Origin of the sequence: Gluconobacter vitians (genome assembly GCF_015244565.1) — a bacterium.
Taxonomy (GTDB): Bacteria; Pseudomonadota; Alphaproteobacteria; order Acetobacterales; family Acetobacteraceae; genus Gluconobacter; species Gluconobacter vitians.
The window spans coordinates 69,090-85,715 of the sequence record NZ_JABCQG010000003.1; the positions used below are offsets into that span (position 1 = coordinate 69,090).

The 16,626-nt window shown below is 59.1% G+C and carries 16 protein-coding genes; all 16 read left to right on the forward strand.

Translation table 11 applies throughout. The features are described from left to right. Positions 1–170: 170 nt before the first annotated feature. The 16 genes from rpoB (at position 171) to rpsQ (ending at position 16,621) form a co-directional block, all read left to right on the forward strand. Positions 171–4,343, forward strand: a complete 4,173-nt coding sequence (gene rpoB, locus HKD24_RS03240; protein WP_194259119.1) for a DNA-directed RNA polymerase subunit beta — start codon at positions 171–173, stop codon at positions 4,341–4,343. 80 nt (positions 4,344–4,423) lie between these two features. Next, positions 4,424–8,743 (forward strand): DNA-directed RNA polymerase subunit beta', encoded by a 4,320-nt coding sequence (gene rpoC, locus HKD24_RS03245; RefSeq protein WP_194259001.1) that lies wholly within the window; start codon positions 4,424–4,426, stop codon positions 8,741–8,743. Positions 8,744–9,121: 378 nt separating this feature from the next. Continuing rightward, positions 9,122–9,493: a 30S ribosomal protein S12 gene (gene rpsL, locus HKD24_RS03250; protein ID WP_011251969.1), complete on the forward strand. Its 372-nt coding sequence runs from the start codon at positions 9,122–9,124 to the stop codon at positions 9,491–9,493. Between the two features lie 12 nt (positions 9,494–9,505). Beyond that, positions 9,506–9,982, forward strand: coding sequence for a 30S ribosomal protein S7 (rpsG, locus tag HKD24_RS03255; RefSeq protein ID WP_011251968.1), 477 nt, complete (start codon positions 9,506–9,508; stop codon positions 9,980–9,982). 115 nt (positions 9,983–10,097) lie between these two features. Further along, entirely contained in the window at positions 10,098–11,288 is a 1,191-nt protein-coding gene (tuf, locus tag HKD24_RS03260; protein WP_062368211.1) for an elongation factor Tu, read from the forward strand. A 119-nt stretch (positions 11,289–11,407) separates the two neighbouring features. Next, positions 11,408–11,716, forward strand: coding sequence for a 30S ribosomal protein S10 (gene rpsJ / locus HKD24_RS03265; RefSeq protein ID WP_007282720.1), 309 nt, complete (start codon positions 11,408–11,410; stop codon positions 11,714–11,716). Between the two features lie 10 nt (positions 11,717–11,726). Next, positions 11,727–12,410, forward strand: a complete 684-nt coding sequence (gene rplC / locus HKD24_RS03270) for a 50S ribosomal protein L3 (RefSeq protein ID WP_194259002.1) — start codon at positions 11,727–11,729, stop codon at positions 12,408–12,410. A gap of 11 nt (positions 12,411–12,421) precedes the next feature. After that, entirely contained in the window at positions 12,422–13,036 is a 615-nt protein-coding gene (gene rplD / locus HKD24_RS03275) for a 50S ribosomal protein L4 (RefSeq protein WP_011251965.1), read from the forward strand. Positions 13,037–13,077: 41 nt separating this feature from the next. Continuing rightward, positions 13,078–13,374 (forward strand): 50S ribosomal protein L23, encoded by a 297-nt coding sequence (locus tag HKD24_RS03280; RefSeq protein WP_172492046.1) that lies wholly within the window; start codon positions 13,078–13,080, stop codon positions 13,372–13,374. A 16-nt stretch (positions 13,375–13,390) separates the two neighbouring features. Beyond that, on the forward strand, positions 13,391–14,221 hold the full coding sequence (gene rplB / locus HKD24_RS03285; RefSeq protein WP_011251963.1) for a 50S ribosomal protein L2: 831 nt from the start codon (positions 13,391–13,393) through the stop codon (positions 14,219–14,221). A gap of 16 nt (positions 14,222–14,237) precedes the next feature. Further along, on the forward strand, positions 14,238–14,516 hold the full coding sequence (rpsS, locus tag HKD24_RS03290) for a 30S ribosomal protein S19 (RefSeq protein WP_011251962.1): 279 nt from the start codon (positions 14,238–14,240) through the stop codon (positions 14,514–14,516). A 2-nt stretch (positions 14,517–14,518) separates the two neighbouring features. Continuing rightward, positions 14,519–14,947, forward strand: coding sequence for a 50S ribosomal protein L22 (gene rplV, locus HKD24_RS03295; RefSeq protein WP_194259003.1), 429 nt, complete (start codon positions 14,519–14,521; stop codon positions 14,945–14,947). Positions 14,948–14,950: 3 nt separating this feature from the next. Further along, positions 14,951–15,628 carry a 30S ribosomal protein S3 gene (rpsC, locus tag HKD24_RS03300; RefSeq protein ID WP_011251960.1) on the forward strand — a complete coding sequence of 226 codons (678 nt, stop codon included), beginning with the start codon at positions 14,951–14,953 and terminating at the stop codon, positions 15,626–15,628. 57 nt (positions 15,629–15,685) lie between these two features. Continuing rightward, positions 15,686–16,102, forward strand: a complete 417-nt coding sequence (rplP, locus tag HKD24_RS03305) for a 50S ribosomal protein L16 (protein WP_011251959.1) — start codon at positions 15,686–15,688, stop codon at positions 16,100–16,102. Beyond that, positions 16,102–16,335, forward strand: a complete 234-nt coding sequence (gene rpmC, locus HKD24_RS03310; protein ID WP_011251958.1) for a 50S ribosomal protein L29 — start codon at positions 16,102–16,104, stop codon at positions 16,333–16,335. Before rplP ends, rpmC begins: the two co-directional genes overlap by 1 nt. 13 nt (positions 16,336–16,348) lie before the next feature. Next, on the forward strand, positions 16,349–16,621 hold the full coding sequence (gene rpsQ, locus HKD24_RS03315) for a 30S ribosomal protein S17 (RefSeq protein ID WP_041110838.1): 273 nt from the start codon (positions 16,349–16,351) through the stop codon (positions 16,619–16,621). Positions 16,622–16,626: the final 5 nt, after the last annotated feature.

Consider the following 16,626-nt stretch of genomic DNA (forward strand, 5'->3'; position numbering starts at 1 on the left):
ATGCGGTTCCCGCCCGATTTGCCGTTGGAGCAAAACGGGCGTATAGTGCGCGGCTCGCCACGTACTGAAATTTCATAATGACCGGTCGTTCCGGTCGTCCGCAATGCTGGGGCCAGATTCCCAGCGCCGTTTACGGGCGACTCGAAGGTCTGGTGCAGAGGGCAGAAGAGATGAACGCGATCACCAAATCGTTCACGGGACGCAAAAGGATCCGCAAAAGTTTCGGGCGTATTCCCGAAATTGCGCCGATGCCCAATTTGATCGACGTGCAGCGCGCCTCCTATGAGGCATTCCTGCAGATGAACGTGAACCCTGACAGTCGGCAGGATGCCGGGCTTCAGGAAGTCTTCCGTTCGGTTTTTCCGATCAACGATTTTGCGGGTCGCGGTCGTCTGGACTTCATGTCCTACGAATTCGAAGATCCGAAATATGACGTCGAAGAGTGCATTCAGCGCGGTCTGACCTATGCAGCGCCGCTGAAGGTCATTCTTCGTCTGACGACATGGGACATCGACGAGGATACGGGCTCGCGCTCGATCCACGACATGAAGGAGCAGCCGGTTTACATGGGCGACATGCCGCTCATGACCGATAACGGCACCTTCATCATCAATGGCACCGAGCGTGTCATCGTCTCGCAGATGCATCGTAGCCCGGGCGTGTTCTTTGATCACGACAAGGGCAAGACGCATTCTTCGGGCAAATACCTGTTCGCTGCCCGCGTCATTCCGTATCGTGGTTCCTGGCTCGATTTCGAGTTCGACGCCAAGGACCTGATCTATGTCCGTATCGACCGCAAGCGCAAGCTGCCGGTCACCACGCTTCTTTATGCGCTTGAAGGTGCAAACTACCTCGCGCAGCGTGAGCAGAAGATTGCAGACGGTGGTGATGTCGAGGGTCTCGATATCCGCGGCATGGATCAGGACGAAATCCTGTCCTACTTTTATGAGGCCGTGCCGTTCACCCGTCTGGGTGGCGAATGGGCGCGTCCGTTCGATCCGGATGCATTCCGTGGCCTGAAGCTGCTCAGCCCGCTGGTCGATGCTGATACGGGTGAAGTGGTCGCCGAGGCCGATGCCAAGCTGACCGCGCGTATGGTCCGCAAGATTGCGGAAAAGACCCGCGTCGTGCAGGTCGGTCGTCTCGATATCCTCGGACGCTTCTTGGCTTATGATCTCGTGAACGAGAACACGGGCGAGATCTACGGCGAAGCTGGCGAAGAGCTGACGGAAGACCGTCTGGCCGCGCTTGAGGAAATGGGGATCACGGAGCTTCCGCTGCTGTCCGTGGACGGTTCGCACGGCCCCTGGATCCGCAACACGCTGGCTGCCGACAAGAACAGCTGCCGTGATGAAGCGCTGATCGACATCTACCGCATCATGCGTCCGGGCGAGCCGCCGACCAAGGAAACGGCGGAAGCCATGTTCCATGGCCTGTTCTTCGATCAGGGCCGCTACGATCTCTCCGCAGTCGGCCGTGTTAAGATGAATATGCGTCTTGATGTGGATGCGCCGGATACCCTGCGCGTGCTGCGCAAGGAAGACATTCTGCGCACGATCAAGATCATGTGCGACCTGAAGGACGGGCGTGGCCAGATCGACGATATCGACAACCTTGGCAACCGTCGTGTCCGCTCTGTCGGCGAGCTGATGGAAAACCAGTATCGTGTTGGTCTGCTCCGTATGGAGCGTGCCATCCGCGAGCGTATGGGTTCCGTCGACATCGACACGGTCATGCCGCATGACCTCATCAACGCGAAGCCGGCTGCCGCTGCGGTCCGTGAGTTCTTCGGATCCTCGCAGCTCAGCCAGTTCATGGATCAGACGAACCCGCTTTCCGAAGTGACGCATAAGCGTCGTCTTTCGGCGCTTGGCCCGGGCGGTCTGACCCGTGAGCGTGCAGGCTTCGAAGTTCGTGACGTTCATCCGACGCATTACGGCCGTATCTGCCCGATCGAGACGCCGGAAGGCCCGAACATCGGTCTGATCAACTCGCTGTCGACCTATGCCAAGGTAAACAAGTATGGCTTCATCGAGACGCCGTATCGTCTGGTGGAAGAGGGTGTTCTTCAGGATGGCTGGAAATATCTTTCCGCCATGGAAGAAGAAAAGCTCGTCGTCGCTCAGGCTGATGCCAAGCAGAACGACCAGGGCCGCCTGACGGACGAACTCGTTTCCGTCCGTCGCTCAGGTGACTTCCGTGTCGTTCCGCCGGAGCAGGTCACGGCCTGTGACGTTTCGCCGAAGCAGCTTGTTTCTGTCGCCGCTGCGCTCATTCCGTTCCTTGAGAACGATGACGCCAACCGTGCACTGATGGGCGCGAACATGCAGCGTCAGGCTGTGCCGCTGGTGAAGGCTGATGCCCCGCTGGTCGGCACCGGCATGGAAGCTGCTGTTGCGCATGACTCGGGTGCCACCATCGTGGCCAAGCGCCGCGGTGTGGTTGACCAGATCGATGGTGCCCGTATCGTCGTCCGTGCAACAGATGAAGCCGGTGCCACGCAGGGTGTCGACATCTACCGTCTGCGCAAGTACATGCGCTCCAACCAGTCCACCTGCATCAACCAGCGTCCGCTGGTGAAGGTCGGTGACACGGTTCACGCTGGCGACATCATCGCCGACGGTCCGTCCACCGAGCTTGGCGAACTGGCTCTGGGTCGTAACGTGCTCGTCGCGTTCATGCCCTGGAACGGTTACAACTTCGAAGATTCCATCCTGATCTCCGAGCGTATTGCGCGTGATGACGTCTTCACTTCGATCCATATCGAAGAGTTCGAAGTCATGGCCCGCGATACGAAACTGGGTCAGGAAGAAATCACGCGTGATATTCCGAATGTCGGTGAGGAAGCCCTGCGCAACCTCGATGAAGCCGGTATCGTTTATGTCGGCGCCGAGGTGAACCCGGGTGACATTCTTGTTGGCAAGGTGACGCCGAAGGGTGAAAGCCCGATGACGCCGGAAGAGAAGCTTCTGCGCGCCATCTTCGGTGAAAAGGCCTCCGATGTCCGTGATACGTCCCTGAAGCTGCCGCCTGGCACGACGGGTACGATTGTCGACGTTCGCGTCTTCTCCCGCCGTGGCGTGGACAAAGACGAGCGTGCGATGGCCATCGAGCGCGCTGAAATCGAGCGTCTTACCAAGGACCGTGACGACGAGCGTGGCATTCAGGAGCGCAGCTTCTACAACCGTCTGCGTGAGCGTCTGGTTGGCCAGACGGCCGGTGCCGGCTTCAAGGGCATCCGTTCCGGCACGCCGATCACGGAAGAGGTTCTGGACGAGCATCATCGCGCAACCTGGGCCAGCATCACGGTCACGTCCGACGAAGTCATGGCGGAGCTTGAAAAGCTGCGTGGTGAGTTCAAGGAAGCGACCCGCCGGATCGATGCGCGTTTCGACAGCAAGGTCGAGAAGCTGCAGCGCGGTGACGAGCTGCCGCCTGGCGTGATGAAGATGGTCAAGGTCTTCGTTGCCGTGAAGCGCAAGCTTCAGCCGGGTGACAAGATGGCCGGTCGTCACGGTAACAAGGGTGTCGTCTCCCGCGTTGTTCCGGTCGAGGACATGCCGTTCCTTGAGAACGGCCAGGCCGTCGACATCGTGCTGAACCCGCTGGGTGTGCCGTCGCGCATGAACATCGGTCAGATCCTCGAGACCCATCTGGGCTGGGCCTGTGCCAATATCGGCGCAAGCATCGGCGATATGGTGGACGAGTATCAGCGGACCGGTGAGCGCAAGCAGGAACTGCTGGATCGCCTGCACGAAGTCTATGGCGATGTCATCTTCAACGAAGATGTGGCGACCCTGCCGAACGAGCAGCTGATCGAGCTTGCGAACAACCTTCGCAAGGGTCTGCCGATCGCAACGCCGGTGTTCGACGGCGCCTCCATCCCGGACATCGAAGAGATGCTCGAGAAGGCCGGTGTCAACAAGTCGGGCCAGTCGCAGCTGATCGATGGTCGTACGGGTGAGCCGTTCGAGCGTCAGACGACGGTTGGCTACATCTACATGCTGAAGCTGCATCACCTTGTCGATGACAAGATCCATGCCCGTTCGATCGGTCCTTACTCGCTCGTTACGCAGCAGCCGCTGGGTGGTAAAGCGCAGTTCGGTGGTCAGCGCTTTGGTGAAATGGAAGTGTGGGCCCTTGAGGCATATGGTGCAGCCTACACGCTGCAGGAAATGCTGACGGTGAAGTCGGATGACGTGTCCGGCCGTACCAAGGTCTACGAGGCAATCGTTCGCGAGCAGGACGATTTCGAAGCCGGCATTCCGGAGAGCTTCAACGTTCTGATCAAGGAACTGAAGTCGCTCGGCCTGAACGTCGAACTCGAGCAGAGCGGGCTTTAATTGCCCGCTCCCTCCTTCTCGCCACGGTTCATTTTTAAGGTGTCCGCGGGACGCCGCGGTACACATTGGGGTTTCGGCGCATGAACGAACTCATGAAGATCCTGGGTCAGACCGGCCAGTCGGTGACCTTCGACCAGATCAAGATCCAGCTCGCCTCCAGCGAGCAGGTGCGGTCGTGGTCTTACGGCGAAATCAAGAAGCCGGAGACCATCAACTACCGGACGTTCAAGCCTGAGCGTGACGGTCTGTTCTGTGCTCGTATCTTTGGTCCGATCAAGGATTACGAGTGCCTCTGCGGCAAGTACAAGCGGATGAAATTCCGCGGTATTGTCTGCGAAAAATGCGGTGTGGAAGTCACGCTGGCCAAGGTGCGCCGTGAGCGCATGGGCCATATCGAACTGGCTTCCCCGGTTGCACATATCTGGTTCCTGAAGTCCCTGCCGAGCCGCATCGCCACGATGCTGGATCTGCCGCTCAAGGACGTCGAGCCGGTTCTGTATTTCGAGAAGTTCCTGGTGCTCGACAAGGGCGTCTGTGAATCCGATCAGATCGATTCCTACAAGAACGGCAAGAAGCGCGACCAGTACCTGCTGGACGAAATCCGCTGCGAAGACCTGCTGGATGAATATCCGGATGCGGGCATCGACGTCGGAATTGGCGCGGAAGCCATCAAGCGCGCGCTGTCCAGCTATGACTGGGGTATTCCGAACGACCAGGAACGTGACCTGAGCCTCGCGGCAAAGGAAAAGGGCCTGCCGGATCCGTTCGACTATGACGCAGACGTCATGGAAGGCGATTCCGAGAAGACCATGATGCGCAAGAAGCTGCGCAAGGCGACTTCGGAAGCCGCGCGCAAGAAGCTCGTCAAGCGTCTGAAGCTGGTTGAAGCCTTCGTGGAAAGCGGTTCGCGTCCTGACTGGATGATCATGGACATCGTTCCGGTCATTCCGCCGGAACTGCGTCCGCTGGTGCCTCTGGATGGTGGCCGTTTTGCGACGTCCGATCTGAACGACCTGTACCGTCGCGTCATCAACCGTAACAACCGTCTGAAGCGGCTGATCGAGCTGCGTGCGCCGGACATCATTGTCCGCAACGAAAAGCGCATGCTGCAGGAAGCTGTTGACGCCCTGTTCGACAACGGCCGTCGTGGCCGTGCCATCACGGGTGCCAACAAGCGTCCGCTGAAGTCACTGTCCGACATGCTGAAGGGTAAGCAGGGCCGCTTCCGTCAGAACTTGCTCGGAAAGCGCGTCGACTATTCCGGCCGTTCGGTCATCGTGGTCGGTCCGGAACTGAAGCTGCATCAGTGCGGTCTTCCGAAGAAGATGGCGCTTGAGCTGTTCAAGCCGTTCATCTACTCGAAGCTCGAGAAGTACGGTCACGCCACCACCATCAAGGCTGCAAAGCGCATGGTGGAGAAGGAGCGTCCGGAAGTCTGGGATATCCTCGAAGAGGTGATCCGCGAGCACCCGGTCATGCTGAACCGTGCGCCGACGCTTCATCGTCTGGGTATCCAGGCGTTCGAGCCGACGCTGATCGAAGGCAAGGCCATCCAGCTTCATCCGCTGGTCTGCACTGCGTTCAATGCCGACTTCGACGGTGACCAGATGGCCGTTCACGTGCCGCTGTCGCTTGAAGCCCAGCTTGAAGCCCGCGTGCTGATGATGTCCACGAACAACATCCTCAGTCCCGCAAACGGCAAGCCGATCATCGTGCCGTCCCAGGATATCGTTCTTGGCCTGTATTATCTGAGCCTTGAGGTTCCGGAATACCGCGAGACGCCGGACGAGGCTGTCATCAAGGATGGCAAGGTCGTCACGGCTGCTCCGCCGGCCTATTCGGATGTCGCCGAAATCGAAAGCGCCATGCTTTCGGGTTCGCTGAAGCTGCATGACAAGATCCGTCTGCGCCTGCCGACGGTTGATGCGGATGGCAAGCCCGTGCGTCAGACGATCCTGACGACACCGGGTCGTGCCCTGATCGCGCAGATCCTGCCGAAGCATCAGGCCATTCCCTTCAGCCTGATCAACAAGCAGTTGACGAAGAAGAACGTGTCCGACGTAATCGACACGGTCTATCGTCACTGTGGTCAGAAAGAAGCGGTGATTTTCTGTGACCGTCTGATGGGACTTGGTTTCCGTCACGCAGCCCGTGCCGGCATTTCCTTCGGCAAGGATGACATGATCATTCCGGAAGCCAAGGCAACGCTGGTTGGCAAGACGTCGGAAGAGGTCAAGGAGTTCGAACAGCAGTATCAGGATGGTCTGATCACGGCTGGCGAGCGCTACAACAAGGTGGTTGATGCCTGGTCACGCTGCACGGATGAAGTCCAGGCCGCGATGCTTAAGGAAATCTCCAAGCAGGTCATTGGCAAGCCAACGAACTCGGTCTGGATGATGAGCCACTCCGGTGCCCGTGGGTCGCCGGCCCAGATGAAGCAGCTCGCCGGTATGCGCGGCCTGATGGTGAAGCCTTCGGGCGAGATCATCGAGCAGCCGATCATCGCGAACTTCAAGGAAGGCCTGTCGGTTCTCGATTACTTCACCTCCAGCCACGGTGCCCGTAAGGGTCTTGCGGATACGGCGCTGAAGACCGCGAACTCGGGTTACCTGACGCGTCGTCTTGTCGACGTGGCGCAGGACTGCATCATCGTCGAGCCGGATTGCGGCACGGAACGCGGTCTGACGGTCCGTGCGGTCATGGATAGCGGCGAAGTCGTCGCGTCTCTGTCCGAGCGTATCCTGGGTCGTACGCTGTCCAAGGACATCATGCATCCGGTTACGCAGGACGTGCTGCTGACACGCAATACGCTGATCGAGGAAGCCGAGGCTGAACTGATCGAGAAGGCGGGCGTGGAAAGCGTTGACATCCGTTCGGTCCTGACCTGTGACAGCCGCGTGGGCATCTGTGCTCACTGCTATGGTCGTGACCTCGCACGTGGTACGCCGGTCAACATTGGTGAAGCTGTGGGCGTTATCGCCGCTCAGTCCATCGGTGAGCCGGGTACCCAGCTGACGATGCGTACCTTCCATATTGGTGGTGCGGCAACGCGTGGCGCTGAGCAGTCCACGGTCGAAGCCTCCCGCGACGGTATCGTGACGATCAAGAACCGGAACGTTGTCGAGAATTCGCAGAAGGTTCTGGTTGTGATGTCGCGTAACTGCGAGATCCTGCTGACCGACGAGAACGGTGTGGAACGTGCCCGCTACCGTGTGCCTTACGGTGCGCGTCTGATGGTTTCAGAAGGCGAAGCGGTGACGCGGACCCAGAAGATGGCCGAGTGGGACCCGTACACCCTGCCGATCATCACCGAGCAAGCTGGTACCGTCGAGTATCTCGACCTGATCGACAGCATCACGCTCGTTGAACGCATGGATGAAGTCACGGGTCTGAGTTCGAAGGTCGTCGTCGACTACAAGCAGGCAGCCAAGGGTGTGGATCTACGTCCGCGCCTGCAGCTCAAGGATGCTTCCGGCAACGTCGTCAAGCTCGCCAATGGCAATGATGCCCGCTACTTCCTCTCTCCGGACAGTATTCTGTCGGTGGAGAACGGAGCAGAGGTCAATGCCGGCGACGTGCTGGCCCGTATTCCTCGCGAAGGGTCAAAGACGCGTGACATTACGGGTGGTCTGCCGCGTGTGGCAGAACTGTTCGAAGCGCGTCGTCCGAAGGATCATGCGATCATCGCCGAAGGTGAAGGCCGCATCGAATTCGGGAAGGACTACAAGTCCAAGCGCTGCGTTATCGTCAAGAACGACGATACGGGTGAAGAGACGCAGTACCTCATCCCGAAGGGCAAGCACGTTTCCGTTCAGGAAGGCGACTTTGTCCAGAAGGGCGATCCGCTGGTCGACGGTCCGCGCGTGCCGCATGACATTCTCAAGGTCATGGGTGTCGAAGCCCTGTCCGACTATCTCGTCAACGAGATCCAGGACGTCTATCGACTGCAGGGCGTGAAGATCAATGACAAGCACATCGAAGTCATTGTTCGTCAGATGCTGCAGAAGGTGGAAATCCTTGAGCCGGGTGATTCGACCTACCTGATCGGTGAGACGGTGGATCGTATCGAGTACGAAGGTGAGAACCAGCGTCTCATGGAGAACGGGGATACGCCTGCAAGGGCCATGCCGGTTCTGCAGGGCATCACCAAGGCGTCCCTGCAGACGCAGTCCTTCATCTCGGCGGCCTCCTTCCAGGAGACCACACGTGTCCTCACGGATGCGGCAACGTCGGGCAAGGTGGATACGCTCAACGGTCTGAAGGAGAACGTGATTGTCGGGCGTCTGATCCCGGCAGGAACGGGCAGCGTGATGAACCGCTTACGGGGCATTGCTGCAAGCCAGGACCGTCAGCGCGTTGGCGGAACATCTCCCGCAGCTGTGGAAGATGCCGCGGAATGAGGAACAGGGTCCCTGCTTTTAAACGGGGCAGGGATCCGTTCAGCCCGATTCCGCAAACTTTCAGTGCAGAATCGGGCCATTTCGGCTGAACCACTTGACTTGGCGTCGAACCCTTCGTAGGTTCCGCGCCCTCGGCTCCTGCCTTCCCGGAAGGCTGAAAAAGCCGACGAAGTTTAAAGAATCGCATGCGGTGCCGCTATTCTCTTCCGGGGGAAAATGCCAAGGCCGTACGCTAAAGAGAGAAGGGAACAGTTCAGGCTGTTTCCTTTTCACGATGTGGAAATGGCAGGCGGTCCTACCGCATGTCGGTTGGAACAAATGTCACGACAGAAACAGCAATGTTGCTGTCTGAAATAGGACAAGGATTGGGAAGGGCGCATGCCGACCATCAACCAGTTGATCGCGAACGGCCGTGAGCCGGCCGCAAAGCGGAACAAGGTCCCCGCACTGCAGGGCTGCCCGCAGAAGCGCGGCGTTTGCACGCGTGTGTATACCGTAACGCCGAAGAAGCCGAACTCCGCTCTGCGTAAGGTCGCCAAGGTGCGTCTGACCAACGGGTATGAGGTCGTGAGCTACATTCCGGGTGAAGGCCACAACCTTCAGGAACACAGTGTTGTTCTGATCCGTGGTGGCCGCGTGAAGGATCTTCCTGGCGTCCGTTATCACATCCTGCGTGGTGTGCTTGATACACAGGGTCTCGCCAAGCGTCGTCAGCGTCGTTCGCTGTATGGCGCGAAGCGTCCGAAGTAAGAGGTATTTGGAATGAGTCGCCGTCACCGCGCTGTAAAGCGCGAGATCCTTCCCGATCCGAAGTTCGGAGACGTCGTCATCACGCGCTTCATGAATGCGCTGATGTATGATGGTAAGAAATCCACTGCCGAAGGCATCGTTTACGGTGCTCTCGAAGTCATGCGCCGTCGCGGCGGCACGACTGCAGATCCGGTGGCCATGTTCCACTCGGCTCTGGACAACGTGAAGCCTGCGGTTGAAGTCCGCTCGCGTCGCGTCGGTGGCGCAACCTATCAGGTTCCGGTTGAAGTCCGCGCCGAGCGCCGTCAGGCTCTCGCGATCCGCTGGCTGATCGATGCCTCCCGCAAGCGTGGCGAGAACACGATGCAGGAGCGTCTGTCCAACGAACTGATGGATGCGGTCAACAACCGTGGCTCCGCTGTCAAGAAGCGCGAAGACACGCACCGCATGGCTGAAGCCAACAAGGCATTCAGCCACTATCGCTGGTAATCAGAACCGGTTAAAGGGCTTCCGGCAGTGTGTCGATCTCAGGATCATGCACTGACTGGTTTGAACTTTCAGTCTTACTCCCGTTCCAGGTGGAGCGGGGTTTTGGAGAAAGACGATGGCAAAGGCTAAATTCGAGCGGACGAAGCCGCACTGCAACATCGGCACCATCGGTCACGTCGATCACGGCAAGACCTCGCTGACTGCTGCAATCACCAAGACGCTGGCTAAGACCGGCGGCGCCACCTACAGCGCGTACGACCAGATCGACAAGGCTCCGGAAGAGCGCGCCCGTGGTATCACCATTTCCACGGCTCACGTTGAGTACGAGACGGCTGACCGTCACTATGCTCACGTCGACTGCCCGGGCCATGCTGACTACGTGAAGAACATGATCACGGGTGCAGCTCAGATGGACGGCGCGATCCTCGTCGTGTCCGCTGCTGATGGTCCGATGCCGCAGACCCGCGAGCACATCCTGCTTGCCCGTCAGGTTGGCGTGCCGGCACTGGTCGTGTTCCTGAACAAGGTTGACCAGGTTGACGATCCGGAGCTGCTCGAGCTCGTGGAAATGGAAGTTCGTGAGCTTCTGTCTTCCTACCAGTTCCCGGGCGACGATATCCCCATCGTCAAGGGCTCCGCTCTTGTGACGCTGGAAGATGGCGACCCGTCCATTGGTGAAGACCGCGTTCTTGAACTGATGACGCAGGTTGACGCCTACATCCCGCAGCCGGAGCGTCCGGTTGACCGTCCGTTCCTGATGCCGATCGAAGACGTGTTCTCGATCTCGGGTCGTGGTACGGTTGTCACGGGTCGTGTCGAGCGTGGCGTTGTCAACGTGGGTGACGAAGTCGAAATCGTCGGCCTGAAGGACACCGTCAAGACGACCGTTACGGGCGTCGAGATGTTCCGCAAGCTGCTCGATCGCGGTGAAGCCGGTGACAACATTGGTGCGCTGGTTCGTGGCACGAAGCGTGAAGACGTCGAGCGTGGCCAGGTTCTGGCAAAGCCCGGCTCCATCACGCCGCACAAGAAGTTCAAGGCTGAGGCTTACATCCTCACGAAGGAAGAGGGTGGCCGTCACACGCCGTTCTTCACGAACTACCGCCCGCAGTTCTATTTCCGTACGACCGACGTCACGGGCGTCGTGACGCTGCCGGAAGGCACGGAAATGGTCATGCCGGGTGACAACGTTGCCATGGACGTGGAGCTGATCGCTCCGATCGCCATGGACGAAGGTCTGCGCTTCGCTATCCGCGAAGGTGGCCGTACCGTGGGTGCCGGTGTGGTTTCTTCCATCACCGCCTAAGTCCTGCGTTTAGCCGTTGGCTTTGACAGCCCCGGTCAGATTTTTTCTGACCGGGGTTCCCTTTCAGGGGCAATGGCAGTAGGACGACACCCGAATTTTTGAGTTGGACGAACAAGAACATGGACAACCAGAACATCCGCATTCGCCTTAAGGCGTACGATCATCGCGTGCTGGACAACAGCACCAAGGAGATCGTAAACACGGCGAAGCGTACGGGTGCGCGGGTTCGGGGTCCGATCCCGCTGCCGACGCATATCGAACGGTTCACGGTGAACCGCTCGCCACACGTGGATAAGAAAAGCCGCGAACAGTTCGAAATTCGGACTCACCGCCGGCTGCTCGACATTGTCGAGCCGACCCCGCAGACCGTGGACGCCCTCATGAAGCTCGACCTCGCCGCTGGCGTGGACGTCGAGATCAAACTCTAAGGTCCAGACGATGCGAACCGGATTGATTGCAAAGAAGCTGGGTATGACCCGGCTGTTTAAGGAAGATGGCACGCATGTGCCTGTGACGGTCCTTCACCTTGACAATGTCGAGGTTGTGGATGCCCGCACGAACGAGCGCGATGGCTATACCGCCATTCAGCTCGGACTTGGTAATGCCAAGGTGAAGAATGTCACCAAGGCAAACCGTGGCCATTTCGCCCGGACCAAGGTCGAGCCAAAGAAGCATCTGGCAGAGTTCCGCGTCTCTGAAGACGCCCTGCTGCAAGCTGGAACCAAGCTGTCCGCTGCTCACTTCGTTGTGGGACAGAAAGTTGACGTCACGGGCCAGAGCAAGGGTAAGGGTTTTGCGGGTGTTATGAAGCGTCATAACTTCGCAGGTCTCGAAGCGTCCCACGGCGTCTCCATCAGCCACCGTTCCCATGGTTCTACGGGCCAGCGCCAGGATCCTGGCAAGGTCTTCAAGGGAAAGAAGATGGCAGGTCACATGGGTGACGAGCGTGTTACCACGCTGAACCTTGAGATCGCTGCCGTGGATGAAGAGCGCAACCTGATCATGGTCAGGGGTGCAATTCCTGGTGCGAAGAACGGCCTTGTGCTGATTCGCGATGCAATCAAGAAGGCTCGCCATGCTGATGCGCCGTATCCGGCAGCAACAGTGGCGGCCGCCGGTTGAGGACGAGGGGCATGGAATACGATATCAAGACCCTCGATAACGGTAGCGCAGGCTCTGTCGCGCTTCCTGAAGAGATTTTCGCGGTCACTCCGCGCTCTGACATCATGGCACGTGTTGTGCACTGGCAGCTCGCAAAGCGCCGTGCCGGTACGCACCGTACGAAGGGCATGGGTGAGATTTCTGGCACGACCAAGAAGCCTTACCGCCAGAAGGGCACGGGTTCTGCCCGTCAGGGCTCCCTGCGTGCACCGCAGTTCCGTACGGGTGGCGTTGTCCATGGTCCGGTCGTTCGCGACCACGGCTATGACCTTCCCAAGAAGGTCCGTCGTCTCGGCCTGATCTGCGCCCTGTCGCAGAAGGCAGCCGAGGGCAAGCTGATCGTTCTCGATGCAGCCAACGGTGTCACCAAGACCCGTGAAGCCGCAGCGAAGATCAAGGCCCTGGGCTGGACGTCCGCGCTGATCGTTGATGGCGCTGTTGACGAGCAGTTCGCTCGCGCAATCGCCAATCTGCCGAAGATCGACGTTCTGCCGACTATTGGTGCAAACGTCTATGACATCCTCAACCACGACGTGCTGGTCATCACCCGCGCCGGTCTTGAGGGTCTTAAGGAGCGTCTGGCATGACCACCAATACCGTCATGAACGCACACAAGACGGCACAGAACATGTCGCAGGAAGCCCTGTACGACGTGGTCCGTGCACCGCTGATCACCGAAAAGGCTACGCTTCTTTCCGAGCGTAACCAGGTGGTGTTCAAGGTCGCTCCCGGTGCGACGAAGCCTCAGATCAAGGCTGCGGTTGAGAAGCTCTTCAACGTGAAGGTTACCGGCGTGAACACGCTGGTCCAGAAGGGCAAGGTCAAGCGCGTCAAGGGTCGTCCCGGCCGTCGCTCGGACATCAAGAAGGCGTATGTACAGCTTGCTGAAGGTCAGTCCATTGACCTTACAGCCAAGCTGGGCTGACGCGGGGTAGGATACCATGGCACTCAAGCACTTTAATCCCACGACGCCGAGCACACGCGGCACCGTGCTGATTGACCGCAGCGAGCTCTTCAAGGGCAAGCCGGTCAAGCAGCTGACGGAAGGCAAGAACAAGTCGGGCGGCCGTAACAATCACGGTCGTACCACGGTTCGCTTCCGTGGCGGCGGGCACAAGCAGTCCTATCGTTATGTCGACTTCAAGCGTCGCAAGTTCGATGTGGCCGCGACGGTCGAGCGTCTCGAATACGATCCGAACCGCACGGCATTCATTGCGCTGATCAAGTATGAAGATGGCGAGCTCGCCTACATTCTTGCTCCGCAGCGCGTGAAGGTTGGCGATCGCGTTATCTCCGGCGCCCACACGGACGTCAAGCCTGGCAACGCAATGCCGCTGGGTGCAATGCCGGTCGGAACGATCGTGCATAACATCGAGCTGAAGCAGGGCGCTGGTGGCAAGCTGGCCCGCTCCGCTGGCACGTATGCCCAGCTGGTTGGCAAGGACGCCGGCTACGCACAGGTCAAGCTGCAGTCCGGTGAGCTGCGTCTTGTTCGTGGTGAATGCATGGCAACCGTTGGTGCCGTGTCCAACCCGGACAACATGAACCAGCACATGGGTAAGGCCGGCCGTTCCCGCTGGCTCGGACGTCGCCCGCATAACCGTGGCGTTGTCATGAACCCGGTTGACCATCCGCATGGTGGTGGTGAAGGCCGGACCTCTGGTGGCCGTCATCCGGTTACGCCGTGGGGTGTTCCGACCAAGGGTTACAAGACGCGTGTTAACAAGAAGACGGATAGCCTGATCATCCGTCGCCGTAAGTCCGGCAAGTAAGAGGGGGCAAACAGAGATGGCACGTTCCGTCTGGAAGGGCCCGTTCGTTGACGGGTATCTGTTCGGTAAGGCTGAAGCGTCACGCGCTTCGGGTCGTAATGAAGTGATCAAGATCTGGTCGCGTCGTTCGACGATCCTTCCGCAGTTCGTCGGGCTTACGTTCGGCGTCTATAATGGTCACAAGTTCCTGCCTGTGCAGGTCACGGAGAACATGGTCGGTCACAAGTTCGGTGAGTTCTCGCCGACGCGCACCTACACCGGTCATGGCTCTGACAAGAAGTCGAAGCGGGGCTGAAAATGAGCAAGCCGAAGCACATCCGCACGCTCGCTGACACGGAAGCGCAGGCAGTCGCCCGCAACATCCGCGTCAGCCCGCGCAAGCTGAACCTGGTCGCGGCAATGATCCGCAACCAGCCGGCTGACAAGGCTATCGCCGCTCTGACCTTCTCGCGTCGTCGTATCGCGCAGCAGGTCAAGAAGACTCTTGAGAGCGCCGTGGCCAACGCTGAGAACAATCACCAGCTCGATGTCGATCAGCTGGTGGTCAAGACGGCAGAAGTGGGCAAGTCCATCGTCATGAAGCGTTTCCACGCTCGTGGCCGTGGCCGTTCCGCTCGCGTCGAGAAGTTCTTCAGCCACCTGAAGATTGTTGTTGCCGAGCGTGCAGATGCACCGGAAGAGACGAAGCCGTCTCGCGGAACCAACAAAGAGCAGAAGGCAGCCTGATCCATGGGACACAAGGTCAATCCGATCGGGCTTCGGCTCGGCGTCAACCGTACCTGGGACAGCCGCTGGTACGCCGGTCAAGATTACGCACGTCTGCTGCATGAAGACCTGAAGCTTCGTGCATTCCTGCGTCGCAAGCTGTCCGGCGCAGGCGTGTCCCGCGTTGTTATCGAGCGTCCGGCCAAGAAGCCCCGCGTGACGATCTACGCCGCCCGTCCGGGCGTCGTGATCGGCAAGAAAGGCCAGGACATCGACGCGCTTCGCAAGGAACTGAGCCGTATGGCGAAGACCGACGTGGCGCTGAACATCGTCGAGATCCGTAAGCCGGAAATCGATGCAACCCTCGTTGCCGAGAACATCGCTCAGCAGCTGGAACGTCGCGTTGCTTTCCGTCGTGCCATGAAGCGCGCAATTCAGTCCGCAATGCGTCTTGGTGCCCAGGGCATCCGGATCACCTGCGGTGGTCGTCTGGGTGGTGCTGAAATCGCTCGTGCCGAAAAGTATCGTGAGGGACGCGTTCCCCTGCATACACTTCGCGCCGACATCGATTACGGTACGGCAACCGCCAAGACAACGTATGGCACCTGCGGTGTGAAGGTATGGATCTTCAAGGGTGAGATCCTGGCTCATGACCCGCTGGCACAGGATCGTCGTGCTGCGGAGCAGGCTCCCCAGCGCTAAGACTGTGAGCGAAAGCTCACAGTTCCATTGCTGGTGCTGATTTGAGGATTTAACAACATGCTTTCCCCGAAGCGGACAAAGTTTCGTAAGGCCCACAAGGGCCGCATTCACGGTCTGGCGAAAAGCGGAACCCAGCTCAACTTCGGTGCCTTCGGCCTGAAGGCGCTGGAGCCGGAGCGGATTACCGCTCGCCAGATCGAAGCCTCCCGTCGTGCGATCACGCGTGCCATGAAGCGTGCCGGTCGTGTGTGGATTCGTATCTTTCCGGACACTCCGGTCTCGACAAAGCCTGCAGAAGTGCGTATGGGCTCCGGTAAGGGTAACCCCGAGTACTGGGCAGCACGTGTCAAGCCGGGTCGTATCCTGTTCGAGATCGAAGGCGTTCCGCCTGAGGTTGCCAAGCTGGCCCTGAGCCTAGGTGCTGCAAAGCTTCCGATCAAGACCAAGTTCGTTCAGCGTATCGGAGACGCGTAATGGCCGACACGTACAAGCCTGCCGATCTGCGCGCGAAGAGCGAGGACGAGCTGAACGCTCTTCTGCTCGATCTCAAGCGTGAACAGATCAACCACCGTTTTTCGGCTGCCACCGGGCAGTCGGAGAACACAAGCCGCGTCAAGGTCGTGCGCCGTGCAGTAGCACGTATCAAGACACTGGCTCATCAATCGAAGAACCGTGCGGGCGCCAAAACGTCCGCCGCTAAGTCCTGAGAGGAGACGGACGATGCCAAGGCGCGTCCTGACGGGTAGGGTCACGAGCGACAAGATGGACAAGACGGTTACCGTTCTTGTCGATCGTCGCATCATGCATCCGCTCTACAAGAAGTTTATTCGCCGCTCCAAGAAGTATGCGGCTCATGACGAAGAGAACGTCTGCCAGACGGGCGATCTGGTCCGCATTGAAGAATGCGCACCGATCTCCAAGCGCAAGACGTGGTCTGTCGTGTCGCGCAACGGAGAGGATCTGGCTGCTGCCTCCTCTTCCGTCAGCGCTTAAGGGGG

What these genes read in the sequence shown, in the direction of transcription:
- rplP (WP_011251959.1), top strand. Translation starts at nt 15,686, where the DNA reads ATGCTTTCCCCGAAGCGGACAAAGTTTCGTAAGGCCCACAAGGGCCGC.
- rpoB (WP_194259119.1), top strand. Translation starts at nt 171, where the DNA reads ATGAACGCGATCACCAAATCGTTCACGGGACGCAAAAGGATCCGCAAA.
- rpsG (WP_011251968.1), top strand. Translation starts at nt 9,506, where the DNA reads ATGAGTCGCCGTCACCGCGCTGTAAAGCGCGAGATCCTTCCCGATCCG.
- rpsL (WP_011251969.1), top strand. Translation starts at nt 9,122, where the DNA reads ATGCCGACCATCAACCAGTTGATCGCGAACGGCCGTGAGCCGGCCGCA.
- rpmC (WP_011251958.1), top strand. Translation starts at nt 16,102, where the DNA reads ATGGCCGACACGTACAAGCCTGCCGATCTGCGCGCGAAGAGCGAGGAC.
- rpsQ (WP_041110838.1), top strand. Translation starts at nt 16,349, where the DNA reads ATGCCAAGGCGCGTCCTGACGGGTAGGGTCACGAGCGACAAGATGGAC.
- HKD24_RS03280 (WP_172492046.1), top strand. Translation starts at nt 13,078, where the DNA reads ATGTCGCAGGAAGCCCTGTACGACGTGGTCCGTGCACCGCTGATCACC.
- rplC (WP_194259002.1), top strand. Translation starts at nt 11,727, where the DNA reads ATGCGAACCGGATTGATTGCAAAGAAGCTGGGTATGACCCGGCTGTTT.
- rpsS (WP_011251962.1), top strand. Translation starts at nt 14,238, where the DNA reads ATGGCACGTTCCGTCTGGAAGGGCCCGTTCGTTGACGGGTATCTGTTC.
- rplD (WP_011251965.1), top strand. Translation starts at nt 12,422, where the DNA reads ATGGAATACGATATCAAGACCCTCGATAACGGTAGCGCAGGCTCTGTC.
- rpsC (WP_011251960.1), top strand. Translation starts at nt 14,951, where the DNA reads ATGGGACACAAGGTCAATCCGATCGGGCTTCGGCTCGGCGTCAACCGT.
- rplV (WP_194259003.1), top strand. Translation starts at nt 14,519, where the DNA reads ATGAGCAAGCCGAAGCACATCCGCACGCTCGCTGACACGGAAGCGCAG.
- tuf (WP_062368211.1), top strand. Translation starts at nt 10,098, where the DNA reads ATGGCAAAGGCTAAATTCGAGCGGACGAAGCCGCACTGCAACATCGGC.
- rplB (WP_011251963.1), top strand. Translation starts at nt 13,391, where the DNA reads ATGGCACTCAAGCACTTTAATCCCACGACGCCGAGCACACGCGGCACC.
- rpoC (WP_194259001.1), top strand. Translation starts at nt 4,424, where the DNA reads ATGAACGAACTCATGAAGATCCTGGGTCAGACCGGCCAGTCGGTGACC.
- rpsJ (WP_007282720.1), top strand. Translation starts at nt 11,408, where the DNA reads ATGGACAACCAGAACATCCGCATTCGCCTTAAGGCGTACGATCATCGC.